Source organism: Stenotrophomonas sp. YJH_SMC_80 (genome assembly GCF_059372495.1).
Map to the genome: position 1 here is coordinate 60,026 of NZ_JCAFVP010000014.1, position 23,314 is coordinate 83,339.

General features: G+C 67.0%; 18 protein-coding genes. 10 read left to right on the top strand and 8 right to left on the bottom strand.

Annotated elements, in window-relative coordinates; translation table 11 throughout:
- Positions 1 to 79: 79 nt before the first annotated feature.
- The gene (cmk, locus tag AC5P99_RS18205; RefSeq protein ID WP_014036894.1) at positions 80 to 757 is read right to left on the bottom strand and encodes a (d)CMP kinase; all 678 of its coding nucleotides are present in this window, start codon (positions 755 to 757) and stop codon (positions 80 to 82) included.
- A gap of 197 nt (positions 758 to 954) precedes the next feature.
- On the opposite strand from cmk, the gene ykgO reads away from it, so the two are divergent.
- The 6 genes from ykgO to AC5P99_RS18235 all read left to right on the top strand — a co-directional run bounded on the left by ykgO (position 955) and on the right by AC5P99_RS18235 (position 5,452).
- Positions 955 to 1,080, top strand: a complete 126-nt coding sequence (gene ykgO, locus AC5P99_RS18210; protein ID WP_005409283.1) for a type B 50S ribosomal protein L36 — start codon at positions 955 to 957, stop codon at positions 1,078 to 1,080.
- A gap of 176 nt (positions 1,081 to 1,256) precedes the next feature.
- The gene (locus AC5P99_RS18215; protein ID WP_227837998.1) at positions 1,257 to 1,556 is read left to right on the top strand and encodes a hypothetical protein; all 300 of its coding nucleotides are present in this window, start codon (positions 1,257 to 1,259) and stop codon (positions 1,554 to 1,556) included.
- Positions 1,557 to 1,595: 39 nt separating this feature from the next.
- Positions 1,596 to 2,633 carry an agmatine deiminase family protein gene (locus AC5P99_RS18220; RefSeq protein ID WP_005413039.1) on the top strand — a complete coding sequence of 346 codons (1,038 nt, stop codon included), beginning with the start codon at positions 1,596 to 1,598 and terminating at the stop codon, positions 2,631 to 2,633.
- 161 nt (positions 2,634 to 2,794) lie between these two features.
- Positions 2,795 to 3,682, top strand: a complete 888-nt coding sequence (locus AC5P99_RS18225) for a carbon-nitrogen hydrolase (RefSeq protein WP_005409280.1) — start codon at positions 2,795 to 2,797, stop codon at positions 3,680 to 3,682.
- A gap of 14 nt (positions 3,683 to 3,696) precedes the next feature.
- Complete coding sequence (locus AC5P99_RS18230) at positions 3,697 to 4,227, top strand: GNAT family N-acetyltransferase (protein ID WP_005409279.1); 531 nt, start codon at positions 3,697 to 3,699, stop codon at positions 4,225 to 4,227.
- 4 nt (positions 4,228 to 4,231) lie between these two features.
- Positions 4,232 to 5,452 (top strand): TraB/GumN family protein, encoded by a 1,221-nt coding sequence (locus AC5P99_RS18235; RefSeq protein ID WP_495213405.1) that lies wholly within the window; start codon positions 4,232 to 4,234, stop codon positions 5,450 to 5,452.
- 131 nt (positions 5,453 to 5,583) lie between these two features.
- Here AC5P99_RS18235 and AC5P99_RS18240 read toward each other — a convergent pair whose 3' ends face one another.
- The 3 genes from AC5P99_RS18240 to AC5P99_RS18250 are packed head-to-tail and all read right to left on the bottom strand — an operon-like array spanning position 5,584 to position 13,336.
- On the bottom strand, positions 5,584 to 8,670 hold the full coding sequence (locus AC5P99_RS18240) for an efflux RND transporter permease subunit (RefSeq protein WP_024958283.1): 3,087 nt from the start codon (positions 8,668 to 8,670) through the stop codon (positions 5,584 to 5,586).
- Entirely contained in the window at positions 8,667 to 12,188 is a 3,522-nt protein-coding gene (locus AC5P99_RS18245; protein WP_059034076.1) for an efflux RND transporter permease subunit, read from the bottom strand. The genes AC5P99_RS18240 and AC5P99_RS18245 overlap by 4 nt, the downstream gene beginning before the upstream one ends.
- Positions 12,185 to 13,336 (bottom strand): efflux RND transporter periplasmic adaptor subunit, encoded by a 1,152-nt coding sequence (locus tag AC5P99_RS18250; protein WP_149500941.1) that lies wholly within the window; start codon positions 13,334 to 13,336, stop codon positions 12,185 to 12,187. The genes AC5P99_RS18245 and AC5P99_RS18250 overlap by 4 nt, the downstream gene beginning before the upstream one ends.
- Positions 13,337 to 13,541: 205 nt before the next feature.
- Here AC5P99_RS18250 and AC5P99_RS18255 point away from each other — a divergent pair, with 205 nt between their 5' ends.
- Both AC5P99_RS18255 and AC5P99_RS18260 read left to right on the top strand, forming a co-directional pair.
- On the top strand, positions 13,542 to 13,931 hold the full coding sequence (locus tag AC5P99_RS18255) for a c-type cytochrome (protein WP_005413034.1): 390 nt from the start codon (positions 13,542 to 13,544) through the stop codon (positions 13,929 to 13,931).
- Positions 13,932 to 13,940: 9 nt separating this feature from the next.
- The gene (locus AC5P99_RS18260) at positions 13,941 to 14,402 is read left to right on the top strand and encodes a c-type cytochrome (RefSeq protein ID WP_005409273.1); all 462 of its coding nucleotides are present in this window, start codon (positions 13,941 to 13,943) and stop codon (positions 14,400 to 14,402) included.
- Between the two features lie 182 nt (positions 14,403 to 14,584).
- Here AC5P99_RS18260 and AC5P99_RS18265 read toward each other — a convergent pair whose 3' ends face one another.
- Entirely contained in the window at positions 14,585 to 16,468 is a 1,884-nt protein-coding gene (locus AC5P99_RS18265) for an ATP-binding cassette domain-containing protein (RefSeq protein WP_005409272.1), read from the bottom strand.
- Positions 16,469 to 16,753: 285 nt separating this feature from the next.
- Positions 16,754 to 17,629: a LysR family transcriptional regulator gene (locus AC5P99_RS18270; RefSeq protein ID WP_038645894.1), complete on the bottom strand. Its 876-nt coding sequence runs from the start codon at positions 17,627 to 17,629 to the stop codon at positions 16,754 to 16,756.
- A 102-nt stretch (positions 17,630 to 17,731) separates the two neighbouring features.
- Here AC5P99_RS18270 and AC5P99_RS18275 point away from each other — a divergent pair, with 102 nt between their 5' ends.
- Positions 17,732 to 18,811 (top strand): YeiH family protein, encoded by a 1,080-nt coding sequence (locus tag AC5P99_RS18275; RefSeq protein WP_495213406.1) that lies wholly within the window; start codon positions 17,732 to 17,734, stop codon positions 18,809 to 18,811.
- Positions 18,812 to 18,994: 183 nt separating this feature from the next.
- Positions 18,995 to 20,371: an ATP-dependent RNA helicase DbpA gene (dbpA, locus tag AC5P99_RS18280; RefSeq protein WP_049400095.1), complete on the top strand. Its 1,377-nt coding sequence runs from the start codon at positions 18,995 to 18,997 to the stop codon at positions 20,369 to 20,371.
- A 174-nt stretch (positions 20,372 to 20,545) separates the two neighbouring features.
- Here the strand turns inward: dbpA and AC5P99_RS18285 are convergent, their stop codons facing one another.
- Positions 20,546 to 21,082 carry an adenine phosphoribosyltransferase gene (locus AC5P99_RS18285; protein WP_087803547.1) on the bottom strand — a complete coding sequence of 179 codons (537 nt, stop codon included), beginning with the start codon at positions 21,080 to 21,082 and terminating at the stop codon, positions 20,546 to 20,548.
- A 655-nt stretch (positions 21,083 to 21,737) separates the two neighbouring features.
- Positions 21,738 to 23,303 carry a protein adenylyltransferase SelO gene (locus AC5P99_RS18290; protein ID WP_088436123.1) on the bottom strand — a complete coding sequence of 522 codons (1,566 nt, stop codon included), beginning with the start codon at positions 23,301 to 23,303 and terminating at the stop codon, positions 21,738 to 21,740.
- Positions 23,304 to 23,314: the final 11 nt, after the last annotated feature.

The window sequence follows — 23,314 nt, forward strand, 5'->3', positions numbered from 1 at the left end:
CATTGCGCGACGGAGCTGGTACAGCACTGCTATGCGCGACCACCGCCGATGCTGCTGGCAGTGCTCCCGCGCGAACGGATCAGGCAGCCGGAACCGGAAGCAGATCCATCACTCTGGCAACGACATCATCGATGCCGATGCCTGTGGTGTCGATGAGGACAGCATCGTCTGCCGGCTTCAGGGGCGCCACGGTACGCTGAGCATCACGGGCGTCGCGGGCCATGATCTCGCGCAGGAGGTCATCAAAGTTAACAGAAACCCCCTTGTCTTTCAACTGCTTATGCCGGCGCTCGGCGCGCTCCTCGGCACTGGCGGTCAGGAAGACCTTGTAGGAGGCATCCGGGAAGATCACCGTGCCCATGTCGCGACCGTCGGCGACCAGGCCCGGCAGCTCCCTGAATGCGCGCTGGCGCTCCTTCAGGGCGGCCCGGACCTCGGGAATGGCGGCAATGGCCGAGGCCAGCGCACCGGTGGTCTCCAGGCGCAGCTCGTCGGTGGCATCGGTGCCGTTGACCATGACCCGCATTGCATCGCCCTGCTCGACAAACTGAACGTGGGTGTCGAAGGTGCAGCGGACCAGCGCCGAGGCATCGGAGGTATCGATGTCAGCCCAGCTTGCGGCCACGCCCACCGCCCGGTACAGCGCGCCCGAATCCAGGTAATGCCAGCCCATCCTGCGCGCGATGATGCGGCTGATGGTACCCTTGCCGGCCCCGGATGGGCCGTCGATGGTCAGGACGGGAGCGAGTGGATTCATGGTGTTCCCAGAGCGTGTGAAGGGGCCATTCTAGCCCCTGCCAGACACCCCCAGCGGGATCTTTTGTGCAACCACTTGAAACCACGAGGAAAAGCCCGGTAGAATGGCGGGCTTGAACGAGCGTCAACTGCCGATTGTCTTTCGCATATCGCGGCCACGCTCCACCCGAACAACTACTGTTTACGCCGAGGTATGCCATGAAAGTCCTGTCCTCCCTGAAGTCGGCGAAGGCCCGTCACCGCGACTGCAAGGTCGTCCGTCGTCGCGGCAAGATCTTCGTCATCTGCAAGTCGAACCCGCGTTTCAAGGCGCGTCAGCGCTAAGCCCAACAGCCTTCACGGCTGCGGCTGGCCCTACGCGGGGCCGACCCGATGCAAGAAACCGCCTTCGGGCGGTTTTTTGTTTATGCGGCTTTTTCCTGCTGATTTTGCTGTAATCGCCTTTCTTGACCACTGGGGAGTAGATCGAGATGAAGCGTTACCTGTCCGCCCTGGCCGTGATGGCCACCCTGGCCGCCGCCACGCCGGCGCTGGCCGATACCTTGCTTGTCGACCGCGCCCGCGAGAAGCCGGCCGGTGCCCTGCCCGTGCGCGGCCAGAGCATGCAGCAGGTACAGGCGCAGTTCGGCGCGCCGAGCGAACAGCTGCAGCCGCGCGGCGGGCAGAAGCGGCAATGGCCGACCATCAACCGCTGGGTGTACCCGCAGTTCACCGTCTACTTCGAGAAGCAGAAGGTGATCGACGTGGTGGCCAACCAGGCGGACCCGAACGAAATCGGCCCGAAACCGCCGATCCGTTGATCCCTTTACCCGCCGTGGGCGGGCCTGTGTAGCGAGACCATGAACCAGACCCTTCGTTTTCCTGCCGAGTGGGAAGCCCAGAGCGGCGTCCTGATTGCCTGGCCCACCGCCGACACCGACTGGGCCGACCGCCTGGGCCAGGTGGAAGAGACCTACATCGCCCTGGTCGCGGCCATCACCCGCTTCCAGCCGGTGCTGATCTGCGTGGCCGACGACGATGTGGAGACCTATGCCGAAATGCGGCTGCGCTCCAACCGCATCGACATGGACAAGGTCCACTTCACCACGGCCGCCTACGACGATACCTGGCTGCGCGACTCCGGCCCGATCACCCTGCGCCGTGCCGACGGCGGTTTCCAGCTGCTGGATTTCCGCTTCACCGGCTGGGGCGGCAAGTTCGACGCCACCCTGGATGACCAGCTGGTGGGCGTGCTGGACCAGGCCGGCGTGTTCAACGACGCGCCGGTGCGCAGCATCCCGTTCGCGCTGGAAGGCGGCGGCATCGAGACCGATGGCGAAGGCACCCTGCTGACCACCTGGAAGTGCCTGCACGAGCGCCATCCGGACCGCGACCGCGCCAGCCTGAGCGCCGACCTGGCCGACTGGCTGCAGCAGGACCGCGTGCTGTGGCTGGACCACGGCTACCTGGAAGGCGACGACACCGACGCGCACATCGACACCCTCGCCCGCTTCGCCTCGGCCGACAGCATCGTCTACCAGGCCTGTGACGACGAGAGCGACTCGCACTACGCCGAACTGCAGGCGATGGGCAACGAGCTGGCCGCACTGCGCACCAAGGATGGGCAGCCGTACCGCCTGTTCCCGCTGCCGTGGGCACAGCCGGTGATCGACGAAGGCCGCCGCCTGGCTGCGTCGTACGCCAACTACCTGATCGTCAATGGTGCAGTGCTGATGCCGGCCTATGGCGACCCGGCCGACGACCTGGCCCGCGATGTGCTGGCCCAGGCGCACCCGGGCCGCGAGATCGTGCAGGTGCCCTGCCGCTCGCTGATCTGGCAGAACGGCAGCCTGCACTGCATCACCATGCAGCTGCCGGAAGGGCTGTTGAAGGCATGACGGTAGTGCCGGCCGCTGGCCGGCAACCCCGCACTGCCTGATGGATCCACGGGATTGCCGGCCCGCGGCCGGCACTACCGATCGCACCCATTCAGCGCGCGACACGCCGTCGCCGTCCATCCGCGCTAACATGCTGGTTTTCCCCCGCAGGAACGCCCCGCATGAACTCGCGCAGCCCCCTTACCGTCGCCCTGATCCAGGAGCGCAACCACGGTGATGCCGCCGCCAACCTGGCGGTGATCGAAGCACGCGTGGCCGAGGCGGCTGCGCAGGGTGCCAAGCTGGTGCTGCTGCAGGAACTGCATAACGGTCCGTACTTCTGCCAGCACGAATCGGTGGACGAATTCGACCTGGCCGAGCCGATTCCGGGCCCCAGCACCGAGCGCCTGGGCGCACTGGCGAAGAAGCATGGCGTGGTGCTGGTCGGCTCGCTGTTCGAACGCCGCGCCGCCGGCCTGTACCACAACACCGCAGTGGTGTTCGAGAAGGACGGTACGCTGCTGGGCAAGTACCGCAAGATGCACATCCCGGACGATCCGGGCTTCTACGAGAAGTTCTACTTCACCCCGGGCGACATCGGCTTCAAGCCGATCGATACCTCGGTGGGTCGCCTTGGCGTGCTGGTGTGCTGGGACCAGTGGTACCCGGAAGCGGCGCGCCTGATGGCGCTGGCCGGTGCCGAACTGCTGCTCTACCCGACCGCGATCGGCTGGGACCCGGACGACGTGCAGGACGAGAAGACCCGCCAGCGCGACGCCTGGGTGCTGAGCCACCGCGGCCACGCCGTGGCCAACGGCCTGCCGGTGCTGAGCTGCAACCGCGTCGGCCACGAGGCCTCGCCGCTGGGCGCCTCCGGCATCCAGTTCTGGGGCAACAGCCACGTGCTGGGCCCGCAGGGCGAATTCCTGGCCGAAGCCGGCACCGATGCCACGGTTCTGCTGTGCGATGTCGACCTGCAGCGCAGCGAGCATGTGCGCCGCATCTGGCCGTTCCTGCGCGACCGCCGCATCGATGCCTACGGCGACCTGCTCAAGCGCTACATCGACTGAGCCGGAGCCCGCGCATGGCCGTCCTCATCCGTGATGCCGGCCCGGCCGACATCGCCGCGATCACCGCGATCTACGCGGTGGAAGTGACCGACTTCGTCAACACTTACGAGTACGACATCCCGGACGCGTCCGAGATGCTGCGCCGCATGCGCGACATCATCGACCGCGGCTTCCCCTACCTGGTCGCCGAGATTGACGGCCAGGTGGCCGGCTATGCCTACGCCAACACCTACCGCACCCGCGTTGCCTACCAGTGGACCGTGGAAAACTCGGTCTACGTCGATGCCGCGTTCCAGGGCAAGGGCGTTGGCACCGGCCTGCTGCAGGCGTTGATCGACGCCTGCGTGGCGCGTGGCTACCGGCAGATGGTGGCGGTGATCGGCGAACCGACCAATACCGCTTCAATCAAGCTGCACGAACGCTTCGGCTTCGAGCTGGTCGGCGTGTTCCGTGGCCTCGGCCGCAAGCATGGCCGCTGGCTGGATACCGTGCAGATGCAGCGCGCGCTCGGCGATGGCGCCGACACTGCACCTTCCAATGAATGAACCCATGACCGAAACCCTTCCCGAGACCGGCGACGACCTGTTCGCCGGCCAGCCGGTACGCGTTGTTGAACGCGACGGCGTGCGCTACACCCTGCTGGGCACCGCCCATGTCTCACGCGCCAGCGTCGAGGCGGTGGAAAAGGCCATTGACAGCGGCCGCTTCGATGCCGTTGCCGTTGAACTGGACCCGCAGCGCCTGCAGGCGCTGAGCGACCCGGACACGCTGGCCAAGCTCGACCTGGTCGAGGTGATCCGCAAGGGCCGCGTCGCCCTGTTCGCCGCCAACCTGGCCCTGTCCGCCTATCAGCGCCGCCTGGCCGAACAGCTGGACATCGAACCGGGCGCGGAACTGAAGCGCGCAGTGGAACTGGCGCGCGAACGCGACCTGCCGGTGCACCTGATCGACCGCGAGGTCGGCCTGACCTTCCGCCGCGCCTCGCAGCGGCTGGGCTTCTTCGGCAAGCTGAAGCTGGTTGCCGGTCTCGGCGCCGGCCTGTTCTCGTCCGAGGAAGTGGGCGAGAACGAGATCGAGAAGCTCAAGCAGGGCGACATGCTGGAATCGAGCTTCGGCGAGTTTGCCAGCGAGAGCCCGGCACTGTACGAGACCATCATCCGCGAGCGCGACCGCTACATGGCCACGCGCCTGCGCGAGGAACACAACCCGCAGCAGCGTGAAGTGCTGGCGGTTGTCGGTGCGGGTCATCTGGCAGGCCTGGCGCGTTACCTGGAAACCGACACCGAGGCACCGGCACCGCTGCGCGCCGAGCTGGAGGCGGTGCCGAAGAAGCGCAACATTCCGTGGTTCACGCTGGGCATCCTGGCCATCGTGGCGACCGGCATCGGCGTGGGCTTCTACCGCGGTGGTCTGGGCGTGGGGACCGAACTGCTGGCGACCTGGGCGATGTATACCGGCGGCCTGGCGGGCCTGGGCTGCCTGCTGGCAGGCGGTCACCCGCTGAGCATCCTCACCGCGATCGCGGTGGCCCCGTTCAAGCCGTTCCGCCTGAGCATCCCGACCGGCGCGTTCTCGGCGCTGGTGGAAGCGCGCCTGCGCAAGCCGGCGTACGAGGACTTCCTGAAGCTGCGCGACGACGCGCAGAGCCTGAAGGGCTGGTACCGCAATCGGGTCACGCGCGTGGTGCTGACGTTCATGCTGACCAACATCGGCAGCATGCTCGGCCTGTGGCTGACCACGTTCAAGGTGTGGGGCAAGGTGGCGGGTTGATGGTTCCGCCGGGCATGGCCCGGCGCTACCGGTAGGTGCCAACGTTGGTTGGCACGCCATGCCCGGCAGAAAAAGGGGGAGGCCGCCCCACTACGACCGGCCTCCCCCACACCACAACACGTTGATGTGCATTACAGCCGGGCAGCGCCCGGCTCTACCATTTCCACTCCACGCGCGCGGCGGATCAACCGCGTCACGGCATTGCGCAGGTCATCCAGCACCGCATAGATGGTCGGCAGGAACAACAGGCTGACCACCGTGGAGAACGCCAGGCCGCCGGCAATCGCGCGCGCCATCGGCGCGTACTCCGGGCCGTTGCCGAACATCTGCGTATTGGTCAGCGAGATCGGCACCATCGCCAGGATCGCCGTGCCCATCGTCATCATGATCGGGCGCAGGCGCTCGCGTGAACCTTCAACCAGCGCCTGCGTGCGTCCCATGCCGCCGCGCCGCAGGTTGTTGATGTGCTCGATCATCACGATGCCGTTGTTCACCACCACGCCCATCAGCACCAGGATGCCGATGAAGGACATGATCCCGAACGAGGTGCCGGTGATCCAGAACAGCCAGAACACACCGAAGATCGAGAACAGCACGCCGCTCATGATCGCCGCCGGGAACAGCAGCGACTCGAACACCGCCGCCATCACCACGTAGATCATCACCAGCGCGATCAGCAGGTTGAACACCATCTGCTGCATCGCTTCGTCGTCGTTGCCGTAGTCGCCGCCATCGAAGGTGAAGCCATAGCCGGCCGGGAAGTTCATCGGCTTGAGCACCGATTCCATCGCCTTGCGGCCATCGGGCGCGGTGACCTTCTCGGCCAGGTTGGCCTTGATGGTCAGCGTGGTCTGGCGGTTGGTGCGACCGATCTGGGTTGCCGATGAACCGACGTCAACGGTGACCAGGCTCAGCAGTGGCACGCTGCGACCGTCGCCGGTGCGCACGCTGAAGCCGGCCAGGTCTTCCGGGCTGCTCTGCTCGGCGCCAGCGAAGCGCACCCATACCGGTACTTCATTGTCGCCGCGGCGGAACTCGCGCATCGGCGCACCGCGCAGGGCCAGGCCGACGAAGCTGGCGACCTGCTCGGCATTGAAGCCGAATGCGGCGGCACGCTCGCGGTCGACGCGCACCTTCAGCTCGCCGCCCTTCTCGCCGTTGTCGATGCGCACGTCGCGCAGCTCGGCACGCTGGGCCAGCAGCGGCACCACTTCCTGGCCGATCTCCTGCAGCATCGAACTGGAGTCGCCCACCAGCTGCACCTGCACTCCCTGGTTGCCGCCACCGCCGCCATCACCGCCCTGATTGCCAACGAAGTAGTCGGTGCGGGCCGACTTCGGCAGGCCCTTGCGCAGCTCTTCCTGCAGCGCCTTGATGTCCTTGGCGTACTTCTCGTCCAGGGTGACCACGGTCGAGCTGCCTTCCTGCTCGCTGTACCAGGAGTACACCTGCTTGACGTGCAGGCGCTCGCGGTTGGCGTCGATCCAGTTCTCCACGCGCGCCACTTCCTCGGACATCTGCCGATAGGTGTAGGCGCCCTTCCACATGTAGCCGATGAAGATGTCCTTGCCGCCATCCCCACCGAACATGTCGACCTTGGTCAGCTTCATCGGCACCAGGCTGACCAGCACCACCAGCACGATGCCGAGCAGGCTCCAGCCGCGATGGTGCAGCGACCAGTCCAGCAGCCTGGCGTAGCGGCGTTGCAGCCGCGCGATCAGGCCGGTCTGCGAGTGCACCAGCTTGGGCGTGGCCATGCGCGCGGACAGCATCGGGATCAGGCTGACCGCGACCAGCCACGAGGCCAGCAGCGAGACCGAGATGGTGATCGCGATCTGCGCCATGAAGATGCTGATGTTGTTGGTCTCGCCAAACAGGTTCGGCACGAACACGATGCAGTGGCACAAGGTGCCAGCGCTGAGCGCGATGGCCACGTTGCGGGTGCCGATGATCGAGGCCAGGCGTGGCTGTCCCGGCATGCGCTCGCGCTCCTGGTAGATGCTCTCCACCACCACCACGGCGTTGTCGACCAGCATGCCCACCGCCAACAGCAGGCCCATCATGGTCAGGATGTTCAGCGTCACCCCAACGAAGTACATGAAACCCAGGGTGATGGTAAAGCAGATCGGAATGGCCAGGGTCACCATCAGCGTGGACGGCCAATGGCGCAGGAAGAAGAACAGCACCGTGATCGACAGGATCAGGCCGACCGCACCGGCCTCGGCCAGTTCCAGCAGCGAGGAGGTCACCGCCTTGCCCTGGTTGTCGATCACCTTGATCTGCACGTCGCGCATCGACGCTTCGGCACGGATCGCTTCAACCTCGGCCAGCGCCGCGCGCGACACCTCCACCAGGTTGGCACTGCGCTCCTTGAAGATATCCAGCCCGACCGCCGGGTTGCCGTCCAGGCGGCGCCCGTAGTTCATCCGCGCCGGCTTCAGGCGCACGTCGGCGATGTCGCCCAGGCGCAGGCCCTTGGCGTTGATCACCAGGTCGCGCATTTCCTGCAGGTCGGTGATCTCGCCCACCGGCTGCACGCGCACGCGCTGGCCGTTGTCGTCGATCTGCCCGGCCGAGATCGAGAAGTTCAGCGTGCGCAGGCGGTCACTCAGCTCGTTGATGCTCAGCCCATGCGCGTTGAGCCGGTTCGGATCAATGGCGATCTCCACCTCGTTCGGCGGCGCGCCGGTGATGTCGACGCGGGCCACGCCGGGGATACGCTCGATGCGCCGCTTGAACTCGCGGTCGAGCATGTCGTAAGCGGTGGTCAGGTCGCTGGTGCTGGCCAGGCGCACCTTCAGCACCGGCTGGTCGCTGCTGGACCACTTGAACACGTTGTAGCGCTGCAGGTCGTCCGGCAGATCGCTGCGGATCGCGTCGATGCGTTCGCGTGCATCGGAGGCGGCGATGGCGATGTCGCGGTCCCAGTCGCTGAACTCGATGAAGATCAGCGCCGCCTCGGAGGTGGCCGACGAGCGCATGCGCTTGATGCCGGTCATCGTCGCCAGCGATTCCTCCACCGGGCGGATGATGGTCCGCTCCACTTCCTCCGGGGTTGAACCGGTGTACGGAATCTGCACGAACAGGAAGGGCGCGGAAATGTCCGGCAACGCTTCCAGCGGCAACCGGAACGAGGCGATCAGGCCGATCACCACCAGTGACACGAAGCACATGATGGTGGTGACCGGGCGGCGGATGGAGAACTCGGCAACACTCATGCCGGCTCCTCCGCACCCGCCGCGCTGCCTGCTGCGCCCGGCTCGATCTCGCCGGCGTGCTTGCGGCCACGCTCGCGGTAGTAGGCGTCACCACGGCGGTCCATCAGGTCGTAGACCACCGGGATCACCAGCAGGGTCAGCAGGGTCGACACCAGCAGGCCACCGATCACGGTGATCGCCATCGGCGCGCGTACTTCGGCGCCCTCGCCCATCGCCACCGCCAGCGGCAGGAAGCCGAACAGCGTGCACAGCGTGGTCATGATGATCGGCCGCAGGCGCGAGCGTGCACCTTCCACCAGCGCCTCGTGCTTGGCCACGCCGGCCTCGCGCAGCTGGTTGACCTTGTCGATCAGGATGATCGCGTTCTTGGTGACCAGGCCGACCAGCAGGATCAGGCCGATGAACACCACCACCGAGATGGGCTTGCCGGTCAGCATCAGTGCCAGGATCGCGCCGACCAGCGCCAGCGGGATGGTGAACAGGATCACGAACGGATGCAGCAGCGATTCGAACTGCGAGGCCATCACCAGGTAGACCAGGAAGATCGCCAGGCCGAAGGCGAAGATCAGCGACTTCGCCGCCTGCGCCAGTTCCTCGCCCTGGCCACCGATGTGCAGGCCGACACCCGCGCCGAGCGGCTGTTCGGCCACCATCTGCTGCACTTCGCGCATGGCCGCGCCGAGGTCGATGTCGCGCAGGTTGGCCGAGACCACCGCAACGCGGGTCTGGTCGGCGCGATGGATCTCGCTGGGGCCGGTGGTGGCAACCACGTCGGCCACCGCATCCAGCGTGACCGGCCGGGTGCTGCCCGGATTGACGATCAACCGGCGGATGCTCTCCACGCTGGCGCGGTCGCCTTCCTGAGCACGCACCAGCACGTCGATCTTGCGGTCGCGGAAGCTGTAGCGGGTGGCCACGTCGCCGCGCACCTTCTTCACCACCACGTCGGCGATCTGGCGGGTGGTCAGGCCCAGCGCACCGGCACGTTCCTGGTCGAAGCGGATCTGGATTTCCGGGAAGCCCTCTTCCACCGTGGACTTCACGTCGGCGTAGTGCGCATTGCCACGCAGCATCGCCGCCAGGCGCTGGCCAGCTACTTCCAATGTCGCCATGTCCTGCCCGCGCAGCTCGATTTCCAGCGGCGTGGAGAAGCTGAACAACGCCGGCCGCGCGAAGTCGACCTGTGCCCCCGGATGCTGGCCCATGCTGTCGCGCAGGCGCTCGGTGATCTCGGCTTCAGTGCGTGCATTGCCACCGCCTTCCATCACCACGGTCAGCTTGCCGATGTTCTCGCCGCTCTCGGTCGGGCTGGCATCCAGGCGGGTGCCGCTGCCACTGACACCGTACAGCGAGGCCACGCCCTCGCCGTTGCCGTGGGCCAGCTGCAGCTCACGCACCAGCGCATCGGTCTGCTTCAGCGGTGTGCCGGCCGGCAGCTTCACCGTCATCTCGAAACGGTCCTGCGCCAGCTGCGGGATCAGGTCGGCACCGAGCATCGGCACCAGCGCCATGGTCGCCACGAAGATGATCGTGGCCACGCCGAGCACCTTGCCCGGATGGGCCAGCGCGCTCGGCAACAGGCGCAGATAGCCGCGCTCGGCACCGGCGTAGGGCTTCATTGCCAGATCGCTGGCCTTGCGCATCACCGGGCCAACCACTGCCACGACGCCCCGCCACGCACGTACGACCAGCCAGGCCAGCGCATAGAAGCTCCAGCGCGCGGTTGCGACGGCACCACGACGGCCCAGCGCCACCGGCTTCTGCCAGCGGTTCTGCGGCTGCCACGGTTCGTTCGGCGCCTCTTCCGGGAATGCCAGCGGCGGCCGACCCTTCAGCGAGCTCAGCATCGGAATCAGCGTCATCGACACCAGCAGCGAGATCGCGATGGCGATCGCCACGGTCAATGCCTGGTCGCGGAACAGCTGGCCGGCGATGCCATCGACGAACACCAGCGGCAGGAACACGGCGATGGTGGTCAGGGTCGAGGCGACCACCGCCATGCTCACTTCGCGGGTACCGACGATCGCTGCCTGCAGGATGCCCAGGCCACGCTCGCGGGCCTTGGCAATGCTCTCCAGCACCACGATCGAGTCGTCCACCACCAGGCCGGTGGCCAGTGCCAGGCCGCCCAGCGACATCACGTTCAAGCTCAAGCCGAGCTGGCCCATGAAGAAGAACGTGGCGATGATCGAGACCGGCAGCGACAGGCTGATCACGAACGTGCTCCAGCCATCGCGCAGGAACAGGAAGATGATCAGGATCGCCAGCAGGCCACCGATCACCGCATCCTTCTTGACGTCGGCGATGGCGTGCTCGATGAAGCGCGACTGGTCCTCGATGGTGGTCATCTCGACATCGGACGGGAACGTGCCCTTGATCTGCTCCAGGCGCTTGCGCAGCGCTTCGGCGGTGGACACGGTATTGGCGTCGCCTTCCTTGTAGATGGCCAGTTCAACCGATTCCTTGCCGCCCAGGCGGATCACCGCTTCGCGCTCCTTGTAGCCCTGGCGCACGGTGGCCACGTCCTTCAGGCGCACCGGCACACCGTTGGCGACCACGCTGGAGCCACCACCGGACGATGCGCTCTGCGCCGCCGAAGCCGCCGCGATGGCTGCCGCCGAACCGGTCGACGCGGCGATGTTGAACATCTGCTGCAATGCCGAGTCGGCTGCACTTCCGTTCGAGCCCTGGGTGGTGACCAGCAGGTTGCGGATCTCCTCCAGGTCGGCGAACTGGTTGACGGTGCGCACCAGGAAGCGCTGCGACCCCTCCTCCAGGCGACCGCCGGAGATGTTGATGTTCTCGTCCTTCAGGCGCTTGATGACGGTGTCGATCGGCAGGTTCAGCTGGGCCAGCTTCTGCTGGTCGATGTCGACCTGGATCTCATCTTCCAGGCCGCCACCGACCTTGACCGCTGCCACGCCGGCCACCGGCTCCAGCTTCTTCTTCAGGTCTTCATCGGCATAGCGGCGCAGGCCGGTCAGCTCGCGGACCGCATCGGCATCGCTGGTCGGCGCCACCTTGTTCGACAGCACCAGGCGCATGATCGGCTCGGTGGACGGATTGAAGCGCAGCAGCACCGGGGCCTTGGCCTCCAGTGGCAGGTTCAGCGCTTCCATCTTGTCACGCACCTCCAGGCTGGCCTGGTCCATGTTGGTGCCCCAGGCGAACTCCAGCACCACGTCGCTCTGGCCGGTTCGCGAAACCGACTTCAGCTTGCGCAGGTTCTTGACCACGCCGACGGCCTCTTCGACCGGCTGGGTGATCAGGGTTTCGATTTCGGTCGGCGCCGAACCGGTGTACTCGGTGCGCACGGTCAGCGTCGGGTAGCTCAGGTCGGGCAACAGGTTGACCTTGAGGTTGCCCAGCGCGATCAGGCCGAACAGCAGCAGGGTGACCGTGCACATGGCGATGGTCACGCGGCGGCGGGTGGCGAATTCCACCAGGCCGCCGCGCATGCCGGCGGCGGCGCCATCGCTCGCCGGCGAGGCACCGTGGTCGTGGCCCGGGGCGGTCATTGCTTGCTCCCGGCCTTGTCTGCCGGCTTGGCGGCCGCTGCGACCGTCTTCGCCTTTGCCTTCGGATCGGCGATCACCTGCACCGCGGTACCGTCGCGCAGCGCGACCTTGCCGGCGGTGACCACCTGATCACCGGCCGCCAGGCCATCACGGATCTCCACCCACGGGCCCTCGGCGTAACCCAGCTTGACCGGAACGCGTGCGACCTTGCCTTCGCGCACCCGGAACACCGCCGGCTCACCATCGTCGAGCAGCGCCAGGCGCGGCACCACGAGCGCATCGGCACGCTGGTCGTAATCGATGCGGATGCGCCCGAACATGCCGGGCTGCAGCGCGTGCGCGGCGCCATCGAAGGCGCTGACCACGCGAAACGTGCCGCTGCCCGAATCCACCACCGGCGCAATGCGATCGACGGTGCCGGTGAAGCTCTGGCCCGGCAGCGCATCGGCGGCCAACGTCACCGGCTGGCCGGCACGCAGCGTGGCCAGCTCGCGTTCGGGCACGTTGAGGGTGGCTTCCAGGCGCGAGTTGTCGACGATGCGGAAGATCGGGGTGTTGATCTGCACGAAGTTGCCGGTCTTGATCGAGCGCGATGCGATCACACCGGAAATCGGCGCCACGACGGTGGTGTAGGACAGCTCCAGCGTCGCCAGACGGTACTGCGCACGGACGTTTTCCAGATCAAAGCGCAGCTGGTCGACATCGGCAGCACTGACCATCTGCTGACCAACCAGTTTCTGTGCACGCTGGTAGTTGTTTTCCAGCTTGCGCATCTGCGCTTCGCTCTGGGCTACGGCCAAGCGTGCGCGGTCCGGGTCCAGGCGCACCAGCGGCTGGCCGGCGGTGACCCGCTGGCCTTCCTCGACCAGCACCGCCAGCGCCACACCGGAGGTCTTGGCCACCACCTGCGACTCGGCGCGTGGTTCCAGCGCGGCGGTGCCTGTGTAACTGGCCGCGACCGCGCGATGGCTGGCCACGGCCACTTCGACCGGGACCGTATCGACCTTCTTCTCCTCCTTGGTCTCGGCGGCCTTGGCTTCGGAATTGGGCCCTGCGGCGCAACCGCCCAGCAGCAGGGAGGTGGAGATCAGCAGTGCGGCAGCGCAGATTCCGCTGCGACGGCCGGACAGGAAGGTTGGGTGCGACATCGTCAGGTCCCTGGAGGATGCGTGGACAGGTGTGGTAGCAAAGTAATGCACCACTTCACGGCAACACCATATCCCAAAGGTCATGGTGTCTTCACGCCGCTGGTCGGCCCGACCCCATTTCAGCTAGATGAAACCTGGGGCTATACTCGGGGCGTTCCGTACCCCACGCCGGAACGACCAGACCCGAATCCCCGGAAACGACACCATGCGCCCGCAGCCGCTCGCCGCTTGTCTCGCTCTGGCCGTCCTCCTGCCCCTTGGGGCCGCCGCACAGCCCGCTCCTGCTCCTGCCACACCCGCTCCGGCCCCGGCTCCTGCCGCCGCGCCGGCGCCTGCCGCGCCCACCGGCAACTTCGACAATGGCCGCGTGCTGGCCTACACCTGCCAGGGGTGCCACGGCATAACCGGCTACAAGAACGCCTACCCCAGCTACCGGGTGCCGAAGATCGGCGGCCAGACCCAGCAGTACCTGGCCCAGGCCCTGACCGAGTACCGCCAGGGCAAGCGCCGGCATCCGACGATGCAGGCGCAGTCGATGAGTTTCAGCGAACAGGAGATCGCCGATCTCTCTGTTTACCTGTCCACCGTCAAGTAAGGCCCGCCCATGTCGAAAGCCGCGCATCCGCTGCGTCACGCCATCGCCCTGTCCGTTGCCCTGCTGCTGGCGGCCTGTTCACAGTCGCAGGTGGAAAACAGCGAGAAATCCGCCGCCGATCCGGGCCATGCCAGTGGCGAACACGGCTCTTCTTCTTCGGCTGGCCTGCCTGCAGGTCGCGAGGCCGCCGGGGAAGCCCGCGCCAAGGTGAAGGGCAAGGCCACCAACCAGAGCTGCATCGACTGCCACGGGGCCGATGGCAATGCGCCGATCGATCCGACCTATCCGAAGCTGGGTGGGCAGTACGGTGACTACCTGGCGCATGCGCTGCAGGCCTACCGCGCCGGTGACCGCCAGCACATGTTGATGACGCCACAGGCGAAGGACCTGAGTGATCAGGACATCGCCGATCTGGCGGCGTATTTCGGCAGCCGGCCGAGCCAGCTGCGGGATCTGCACGGGGTCAAATGACCGCAGGCCCCCGGTGGGTGCGGATCGTTGATTGGTAGGTGCGGACCGTTGGTCCGTACGGAGGTGTAACCGGCTTCGGTGGGTGCGGACCTTGGTCCGCACTGATGCCACCATCCACGCATGGCGTGGATCTACTGATTCTCGACTCGATCAATCGGCGCACTTCTGGCGCCGACCGATACTCAGCCTTCCAGCTCTTCCCAGCGCGCGTAAGCGGCATCCAGCTCGGCCTGCACCTTGGCCAGCTGCTGGGTGTGCGCGGTCACTTCGGCACTACTGCGGGTGTAGAACGACGGGTCGTTCATCGCCGAGGTCAGGCCTTCGACATCGCCTTCCAGCTTCTCGATGGTCTTCGGCAGCTGCTCCAGTTCGCGCGCTTCCTTGTAGGCCAGCTTGCGCTTGGGTGCGGCCGGAGCTGCGGTAGCCGGGGTGGCCGGCGCAGCGGCCGCCGGCTTGGCGGCAGGGGCCGCGGCAGGCGCTGCGATGCTGGCCGCATAACGCTGCCAGTCGCTGTAGCCCCCTACGTACTCGCCGATCACGCCATCGCCTTCCATCACCAGCGTGGAGGTGACCACGTTGTCGATGAAGTCACGGTCATGGCTGACCAGCAGCAGGGTGCCGGTGTATTCGCCCAGCAGCTCTTCCAGCAGCTCCAGGGTTTCCACGTCCAGGTCGTTGGTCGGTTCGTCCATCACCAGCAGGTTGGACGGCTGCGCGAACAGCTTGGCCAGCAGCAGGCGGTTGCGCTCGCCACCGGACAGGCGGGTAATCGGCGCACGCGCGCGTTCCGGGGTGAACATGAAGTCCTGCAGATAGGCATGCACGTGCTTGCGCTTGCCGTTGAACTCGAGGAAATCGCGGCCTTCGGCCACGTTCTCGATCGCGCTCCAGTCTTCGCGCAGCACCGCGCGGTACTGGTCGAAATACGCGATCTGCAGGTTGGTGCCGGCGTTGACTTCGCCCTTGGCCGGCTGCAGTTCGCCCAGCAGCAGCTTGAGCAGCGTGGTCTTGCCGCTGCCGTTGGGACCGATCAGGCCGATGCGGTCGCCGCGCATGATGGTGGTGGTGAAATCGCGGACCATGGTGCGCTCGCCGAAGGCGAACGAAATGTCCTTGACGTCGATGACCTTCTTGCCGGAACTGACGCCCTGTGCGGCTTCCATCTTGACGTTGCCGCTGAGGTCGCGGCGCTGCGAACGCTCCACGCGCATCGCCTTCAGGCGGCGCACGCGGCCTTCGTCGCGGGTGCGACGGGCCTTGATGCCCTGCCGGATCCAGACTTCTTCCTGCGCCAGCAGCTTGTCGAAGCGGGCGTTTTCCTGCGCCTGCGCATTGAGGCGTTCCTCGCGGCGGCGCTCGTAGTTGGCCCAGTCGCCTGGCCAGCTGGTGACTTGGCCGCGGTCGATCTCGACGATGCGGGTGGCCAGGGCACGCAGGAAGCGACGGTCATGGGTGACGAACACCACGCTGCCGCTCCAGCCCTTCAGGAACGCTTCGAGCCAGTCGATGGCTTCGATGTCCAGGTGGTTGGTCGGTTCGTCCAGCAGCAGCACGTCCGGGCTGGACACCAGCGCGCGGGCGAGCAGCACGCGGCGCTTCATGCCGCCGGACAGGCGGCCGAACTCGGCCTCGCCATCCAGGTCGAGCTTGGTCAGGGTTTCGCTGACGCGCTGGTCCAGGCCCCAGCCGTTGGCGGCGTCGATCTTGGCCTGCACGTTGCCGAGGGCTTCGCCATCGAACACTTCGGCATGGCTGAGGTGGTGGAATTCGGCCAGCCACTGGCCCAGCTCGCCAAGGCCATCGGCGACGACGTCGAACACCGAGCCGGCCGCGCCGTGTGGCACTTCCTGCTCCAGGCGGGTGACGCGCACGCCCTGCTGCACGCGGACTTCGCCGTCATCGGGCTTGTGGTCGCCGGACAGCAGCTTGAGCAGGGTGGATTTGCCGGCGCCGTTGCGGCCGATCAGGGCGATGCGTTCGCCCGGCTCGATCGACAGTTCGGCCTTTTCCAGCAACAACGGGCCGCCGACGCTGAAGTCGACGTTCTGCAGAGTAATCAGAGGCATCCGGATATTGTACGGGTTGGGGGCGTCGGCCGGGTTGCACCCGGCACCCGCGGTAGTGCCGGCCGCTGGCCGGCAACTTCAACGGCAACGTCAAAAGCTGGTTTCCTGTGGGATGGCGGGGCGGCATTCTGCGCTGGTGGGTGTCGACCCTGGTCGACACGGCAGATCCAGGCCATGCGTGGATGAGCGCTGCAAGGCCTGTCGATCTGTCGGGGTCGGATCCCGTTGCTGCGCAACGGGCTCTGACCCCTTCGTGGAATTCGCGCAGTGCAAGACCGATCCCTGCTACTCCACGTCCCCCAGCAACGCCTGCAACCCCGGCAGCCACTGCTTGCCGGGATGCCGTACCAGCCACAGCGTGCGCTGCAGGGCCGGCAGCGGGGTTTCGAGCACGCGCAGGCGGCCCAGGGCCAATGGCTCTTCCAGCGCGTGACGCGAAAGACAGGCCAGGCCGAGGCCGGCGATGGCGGCCTGCTTGATTGCTTCGGTATTGCCCAGCTGCAGGGTCTGGGCGAAGCCACGCAGGTGCGGCAGCAGCGCCTGTTCGACGGCTTCGCGGGTGCCGGAGCCGGGCTCGCGCAGCAACCAGCGTGCGCGGCGCAGTTCGTCCAGCGACCAGCTGGCGGGGGCATCGGCGGCAGCCACGATCACCAGCGGGTCCTGCTGCCAGGCGGTCACCTGCAGGCCGCGCTCGTGGCACGGGCCTTCGATCAGGCCGGCGTCCACGTCCAGGCGCTGCACGGCAGCGACCACGCCGGCACTGTTGTCGATGCGCAGGTCGACCTCGGCCTGCGGCGCCTGGCGCAGCAGTTCGGCGATGCGTGGCGGCAGCAGGTAATTGCCGATGGTGGTACTGGCGGCCAGCACCAGCCGCAGCGGTGCCCCCTGCGACGGGTCGCCGCCGGCGGCCAGCTGACGCTCCAGGTCGGCGGCGTTGACCAGCAAGGTGCGCGCCGGCTCCAGCAGTGCGCGGCCGTGCCCGTTCAGCGCCAGGCGGCGGCCGATGCGGTCGAACAGCGGGGTGCCGAAGTGCGCCTCCAGCTCCTGCAGGGCGGCGCTGCTGGCCGACTGCGAGAGCGCAATGGCCTGGCCGGCAGCGGTGGTGCTGCCATGGTCGGCGATGGCGACGAAAACCTGTAGCTGGCGCAAGGTCAGGCGCATGGCACTTACCTTCTTGATGGGTAGGTTTCACCCATATTATTCGTTTTACAGGTCATCGTCCCGGGCGCACGCTTGCCCCATCACTCCAGCCCTGCCCCTGCCATGAATGCCCCTGCTCTCTCCCCCTGGTCCCTGCCCGCCCTGCGCCAACGCTGGCAGCCGCGTCTGCCCGGCCTTGTGCTGGTAGGCCTGATCGCGGCGGCGTCGCTGTATCTGGCCGAGCTTCCGTGGCTCCAGGCGCACGGCTTGAGCGCGCTGACCGTGGCGATCGTCGCCGGCATCGTGGTCGGCAACACCTTCTACCCGCGGCTGGCACCGGGCAGCGCGGCCGGTGTCGGCTTTTCCAAGCACTGGCTGCTGCGCGCCGGCATCGTGCTGTACGGGTTGCGCCTGACCTTCCAGGACATCGGCCATGTCGGCGTCACTGGCGTGCTGATGGACGTGCTGGTGGTTGCCAGCACCTTCGGCCTGGCTTGCTGGCTGGGCGTGCGCGTGTTCAAGATGGAGCGCGAGGCAGCCATGCTGATCGGCGCTGGCAGCGCGATCTGCGGTGCGGCAGCGGTGATGGCCGCCGAGCCGGTGGTGCGTGGCCGCGCTGCGCATGTCACCGTCGCGGTCTCGACGGTGGTGGTGTTCGGCACGCTGGCGATGTTCCTGTACCCGGCGCTGTATGCACTGGTGCAGTCGCACGGCTGGCTGGCAATGGACGCGCGGCAGTACGGCCTGTTTACCGGTGCCACGGTGCACGAAGTGGCACAGGTGGTGGCGGCCGGCCGTGCGGTCAACGAAGCGGCAGCTGACACGGCGGTGATCACCAAGATGGTCCGGGTGATGCTGCTGGCGCCGTTCCTGATCGCGCTGTCACTGTGGCTGGCCCGTGGCGGCAAGGCCAGCGCCGATGGCAGCAAGGCGCGCATCGTGGTGCCGTGGTTCGCGTTCGGTTTCGTGGCCGTGGCCGGTTTCAACTCGCTGCATCTGCTGCCGGCCGGCCTGCAGGCCGGGCTGGTGCAGCTGGACACGGTGCTGTTGGCGATGGCGATGGCCGCGCTGGGCCTGGCCACCCACGTCTCGGCGCTGCGCCAGGCAGGCCTGAAGCCGCTGCTGCTGGCGCTGATCCTGTTCGCTTGGCTGCTGTTCGGTGGCCTGGCAATCCACCAGGGTGTGCTGGCGGTGCTGGGCTGATCAGGAGCGTGCCGACCAGGGTCGGCACCTGCCAGTAGATCCACGCCATGCGTGGATGCCCCCCGGTGTATTCACGCCATCCGTGGATGACGACTCCGACGGGGTCAAAGCCCTTTCTTGCGGAAAGGGATCCGTCCCCACCCCACTGGGCGGGACCGGCCGTGCAGGCAGGTACAATGTGCCATGACTGACTTCTCGACCCTGCCGCTGAGCCCGGCCCTGCAGCCCGGCCTGGATGCCCTCGGCTATACCACCCTCACCCCCGTGCAGGCGCAGAGCCTGCCGGCCATCCTGGATGGCCGCGATGTGATCGCACAGGCGCCGACCGGCAGCGGCAAGACCGCCGCCTTCGGCCTGGGCCTGCTGCAGGCCATCGACCCCAGCCTGATCCGCGTGCAGGCGCTGGTGCTGTGCCCGACCCGCGAACTGGCCGACCAGGTCGGCAAGCAGATCCGCAAGCTGGCCACCGGCATCCCCAACCTGAAGCTGTTGCTGCTGGTCGGCGGCGTGCCGCTGGGCCCGCAGCTGGCCTCGCTGGAAGGCCATGACCCGCACGTGGTGGTCGGCACGCCCGGCCGCGTGCAGGAGCTGGCACGCAAGCGCGCGCTGAATCTTGGCGCGGTGCGCACGCTGGTGCTGGACGAGGCCGACCGCATGCTCGACATGGGCTTCGAGGAGCCGATCCGCGAGATCGCCGGCCGCACCCACAGGGACCGCCAGAGCCTGCTGTTCTCGGCCACCTTCCCCGACAGCATCCGCGCCATGGCGCGTGACCTGCTGCGCGATGCGGTGGAAGTGACCGTGGAAGGCGCCGACCAGGCACCAGCCATCCGCCACCTGTTCTGCGAGGTGGAACCGGCGCATCGCCAGAAGGCGCTGGCCGGCCTGTTGCTGAAGTACACGCCGGAATCGGCGGTGGTGTTCTGCAACACCCGCAAGGATGTGGACGAAGTGGCCAACTCGCTACAGCAGTTCGGCTTCTCCGCACTGGCCCTGCATGGCGACATGGAGCAGCGCGACCGCGAGGAAGTGTTGTTGCTGCTGGCCAACCGCAGCTGCAACGTACTGGTGGCCAGCGACGTGGCCGCACGTGGCCTGGACGTGGAAGAGCTGGCGGCAGTGATCAATTACGAGCTTCCGACCGACGTGGAAAGCTACCAGCACCGCGTCGGCCGTACCGGCCGTGCCGGTGCCAGTGGCCTGGCGATCAGCCTGGTGGCCGGCCGCGAGAAGACCCGCGCCGAAGCCATCGAAGCGCAGATGGGGCAGCCGCTGGACTGGCAGAAGACGCCGCTGGCAACCTCGCGCCCGGCCGAACTGCCGCAGGCCGCGATGCGCACGCTGCGGATCGACGGTGGCAAGACCGACAAGCTGCGCCCAGGCGACATCCTCGGTGCGCTGACCGGTGATGCCGGCCTGTCGAGCAAGTTCATCGGCAAGATCGCGATCTTCCCGACCCGCTCCTACGTGGCGATCGCGCGCGAGCAGGCCAACAAGGCCGTGGCGAAACTGGAAGCCGGCAAGATCAAGGGCCGTCGTTTCCGCGTGCGGATGATGTGATTGAAGCAGCGTTGCCAACCACGGTTGGCAATGATCTGACCTGGTAGTGGCCAACCTTGGTTGGCCCATCCGTGGCGTCAATCGCGAAAAGCGCTGCCAACCAAGGTTGGCAACTACCGGTTCCCGGCCATTCGCTCTGGTAGATGCCAACCTTGGTTGGCACCTGCCCTTCGATCAGAACACCAGTTCGGTGTGCAGCGGCAGATCCGATTCCCAGCGGGCGCGACCACCCAGGCCGTCCAGTTCGACCAGTACGCCGGCACCGACCACGTCAACGCCCAGGCGGCGCACCAGCGACAGCGCAGCGACCAGCGTGCCGCCGGTGGCCAGCACGTCGTCGATGATCGCCACGCGGGCCCCGGCCGGCAGGGCGTCGGCGTGCACTTCGATGCAGTCACTGCGGTATTCCAGCGTGTATTCCTCGCGCAGCACCTGTCCCGGCAGCTTGCCCGGCTTGCGCACCGGCACGAAGCCCACGCCCAGTTCCAGCGCCATCGCGGCGCCGAGGATGAAGCCACGCGATTCGATACCGATCACCGCGTCCAGCTTCTGGTCGCGCCAACGGTCGGCCATCGCGGTGATGGCACCGCGGAAGTCCTCGCCATGGGCGAGCAGCGGCATGATGTCCTTGAAGAGGATGCCGGGCTTGGGGAAGTCGGCGATGTCGCGCAGGCGGGAGGCCCACTGCGGAGCGACGATGGCGTCGGTCATGTCACATTGGCTATCTGATGGCGGCATAGGGTACCTGTTCCGGGCGCCGCCTGCCTGTTGGGGGTGTTCGGCCGGGCTGCGCCCGGCGCCTGCGGTAGTGCCGGCCGCTGGCCAGCAACCTCAACGGCAACAGCAACAGCAACAGCAACAGCAAAGGCAACAGCGGGTTTCCTGTGGGATGGCGGGGTGGGTCCGGTTGCGGGAGACGCCGTAGACCCATCCATGGGGGCTTGGCCGCGGCATCCATGCCGCGGACACTCCCGCAACCGGACCCACCCCGCCTTCGACAGATTTCTGCGATCTGTCGGGCATTGCGTTCTGTAGGTCCACGCCATGTCTGGATGAATCTTCATCGAAATCGAGTATTTCGAAGATTGAACGAAGAGCATCCACGCATGGCGTGGATCTACCGTGTCGACCAAGGTCGACACCTACCAACAGCCGCGGGAATCTGTCGGAGGTGGGCCGGTGTGGGGCTGCAGGACCGTTGGCGCCATGGATGGCGCCATCGAGCCCCCATGGACGGGTTTACGGCGTGTCCTGCAGCCCCACACCGTCCCGCCAGACCATCAGCAATCCAGAGCCGCTTTGGCTTTGGCCGTTGCTTGCGCGGTGGCCTCTGCAGGTGCAGGGCGCAGCCCTGCCGCCCCCCCCCTCAGGAACTGCAGGACAGCATCGAGCAGCCAGCGCGGTTGTCTGCCCACGCCGGGCGCTTGCCGGCGAAGTGTTCCAGCCCCGCACGCTCGGTGTATGGATCGCGCAGCACGTCCTGCAGTGCGTGAACACCGCCGAGGTCACCCTGCTCTGCGCGGTCGATCGCCTCCTGGGCCAGCCAGTTGCGCAGCACATACAGCGGATTGGCTTTGGCCATCTTCGCCGCGCGCTCACTGGCCGAAAGTGGATCGGCCTGCAACCGCGCCGCGTAGTCCTGCAGCCACTGCTGCAACGGCGCCTGCACCGCCTGCTGGCGCGACTCGTCGTAGTACACCGCATCCAGCACGCCCACGTCTGGCGCCGCTGGATCAACCCGCATCAGCGCACGCCAGGCCAGGGTCATGTCCATGCCGCCGTCCTGCATCAGCTGCTGCCAGCGCTGGTAGAGCCCCAGGTCGTCATCGTCGGCGGCGGCCAGGCCCAGCTTGGCTGCGGCATCGCGTCGGGTGCAGGCCACGAAGGTGGACTGGTAGGCCGCCAGACCGGCCTGCAGCGGCGCCACATCGGCAAACAACGGCGACAGCGCCTGCGCCAACCGGCTCAGGTTCCAGTACGCCACCTGCGGCTGGGTACCGAAACGATAACGGCGGCCCTGTGCGTCGGTGGTGTTCGGCGTCCAGTCCGGGTCGAAGTCCTCGACCCAGCCATAAGGACCGTAGTCGAGCGTGAGGCCGAGCACGGACAGGTTGTCGGTGTTCATCACGCCATGCACGAAACCGACGCGCATCCAGTGCGCGATCATCTCGGCAGTGCGCACCGCGATCTGCGCGAACCAGTCGCCGTACAGCGCCTCACCCTGCCCTTCAAGCTCCGGAAAGTCGCGGGCGATGCACGCGTCGACCAGCTGCCGCAACAAGGCAGTTTCGCCGCGTGACGCTGGCAGTTCGAATGAACCAAAGCGCAGGAACGAGGGCGATACCCGGCACACGATGGCGCCGGGCTCGGCACGCGGGTGGCCGTCGTAGAACATGTCGCGTACCACGTCTTCGCCGGTGCCGACCAGCGACAGCGCGCGCGTGGTCGGTACGCCCAGGTGATGCATCGCTTCGCTGCACAGGAATTCACGGATGGATGAGCGCAGCACTGCGCGGCCATCAGCACCCCGCGAATACGGCGTGGGACCAGCACCCTTCAGCTGCAGTTCCCAATGACGGCCATCCGGTGCGACCAGTTCGCCCAGCGAGATCGCGCGGCCGTCGCCGAGCTGGCCCGCCCAGTGGCCGAACTGATGGCCACCGTAATTGGCCGCCCACGGCTGCATGCCGGCGTACAGCGCATTGCCGCCGAACACCTGCGCGAAGCCTTCGCTTTCGACTTCAGCGGTATCGAAGCCAAGCATCGCGGCGACGTCCGGCGCCCAGGCCAGCAGCGTGGGCGCCGCCACTGGAGTCGGCATCACCGGCGACCAGGCCGCGCCCATCACTTCGCGGCGGCGCGGGCCGGATTCGGGGTCGCCCGGCAGGGTGTGTAGCAGGCGGTTGTCGAAACGGGGACTGTCGGTATCCATGGTGCTGAAGA

Bases quoted from the DNA above. Each gene is read 5' to 3' on its own strand.
- ykgO (WP_005409283.1), top strand. From the start codon at position 955: ATGAAAGTCCTGTCCTCCCTGAAGTCGGCGAAGGCCCGTCACCGCGAC.
- dbpA (WP_049400095.1), top strand. From the start codon at position 18,995: ATGACTGACTTCTCGACCCTGCCGCTGAGCCCGGCCCTGCAGCCCGGC.
- AC5P99_RS18215 (WP_227837998.1), top strand. From the start codon at position 1,257: ATGGCCACCCTGGCCGCCGCCACGCCGGCGCTGGCCGATACCTTGCTT.
- AC5P99_RS18255 (WP_005413034.1), top strand. From the start codon at position 13,542: ATGCGCCCGCAGCCGCTCGCCGCTTGTCTCGCTCTGGCCGTCCTCCTG.
- AC5P99_RS18260 (WP_005409273.1), top strand. From the start codon at position 13,941: ATGTCGAAAGCCGCGCATCCGCTGCGTCACGCCATCGCCCTGTCCGTT.
- AC5P99_RS18275 (WP_495213406.1), top strand. From the start codon at position 17,732: ATGAATGCCCCTGCTCTCTCCCCCTGGTCCCTGCCCGCCCTGCGCCAA.
- AC5P99_RS18235 (WP_495213405.1), top strand. From the start codon at position 4,232: ATGACCGAAACCCTTCCCGAGACCGGCGACGACCTGTTCGCCGGCCAG.
- AC5P99_RS18290 (WP_088436123.1), bottom strand. From the start codon at position 23,303: ATGGATACCGACAGTCCCCGTTTCGACAACCGCCTGCTACACACCCTG.
- AC5P99_RS18225 (WP_005409280.1), top strand. From the start codon at position 2,795: ATGAACTCGCGCAGCCCCCTTACCGTCGCCCTGATCCAGGAGCGCAAC.
- cmk (WP_014036894.1), bottom strand. From the start codon at position 757: ATGAATCCACTCGCTCCCGTCCTGACCATCGACGGCCCATCCGGGGCC.
- AC5P99_RS18285 (WP_087803547.1), bottom strand. From the start codon at position 21,082: ATGACCGACGCCATCGTCGCTCCGCAGTGGGCCTCCCGCCTGCGCGAC.
- AC5P99_RS18250 (WP_149500941.1), bottom strand. From the start codon at position 13,336: ATGTCGCACCCAACCTTCCTGTCCGGCCGTCGCAGCGGAATCTGCGCT.
- AC5P99_RS18265 (WP_005409272.1), bottom strand. From the start codon at position 16,468: ATGCCTCTGATTACTCTGCAGAACGTCGACTTCAGCGTCGGCGGCCCG.
- AC5P99_RS18245 (WP_059034076.1), bottom strand. From the start codon at position 12,188: ATGACCGCCCCGGGCCACGACCACGGTGCCTCGCCGGCGAGCGATGGC.
- AC5P99_RS18240 (WP_024958283.1), bottom strand. From the start codon at position 8,670: ATGAGTGTTGCCGAGTTCTCCATCCGCCGCCCGGTCACCACCATCATG.
- AC5P99_RS18220 (WP_005413039.1), top strand. From the start codon at position 1,596: ATGAACCAGACCCTTCGTTTTCCTGCCGAGTGGGAAGCCCAGAGCGGC.
- AC5P99_RS18230 (WP_005409279.1), top strand. From the start codon at position 3,697: ATGGCCGTCCTCATCCGTGATGCCGGCCCGGCCGACATCGCCGCGATC.
- AC5P99_RS18270 (WP_038645894.1), bottom strand. From the start codon at position 17,629: ATGCGCCTGACCTTGCGCCAGCTACAGGTTTTCGTCGCCATCGCCGAC.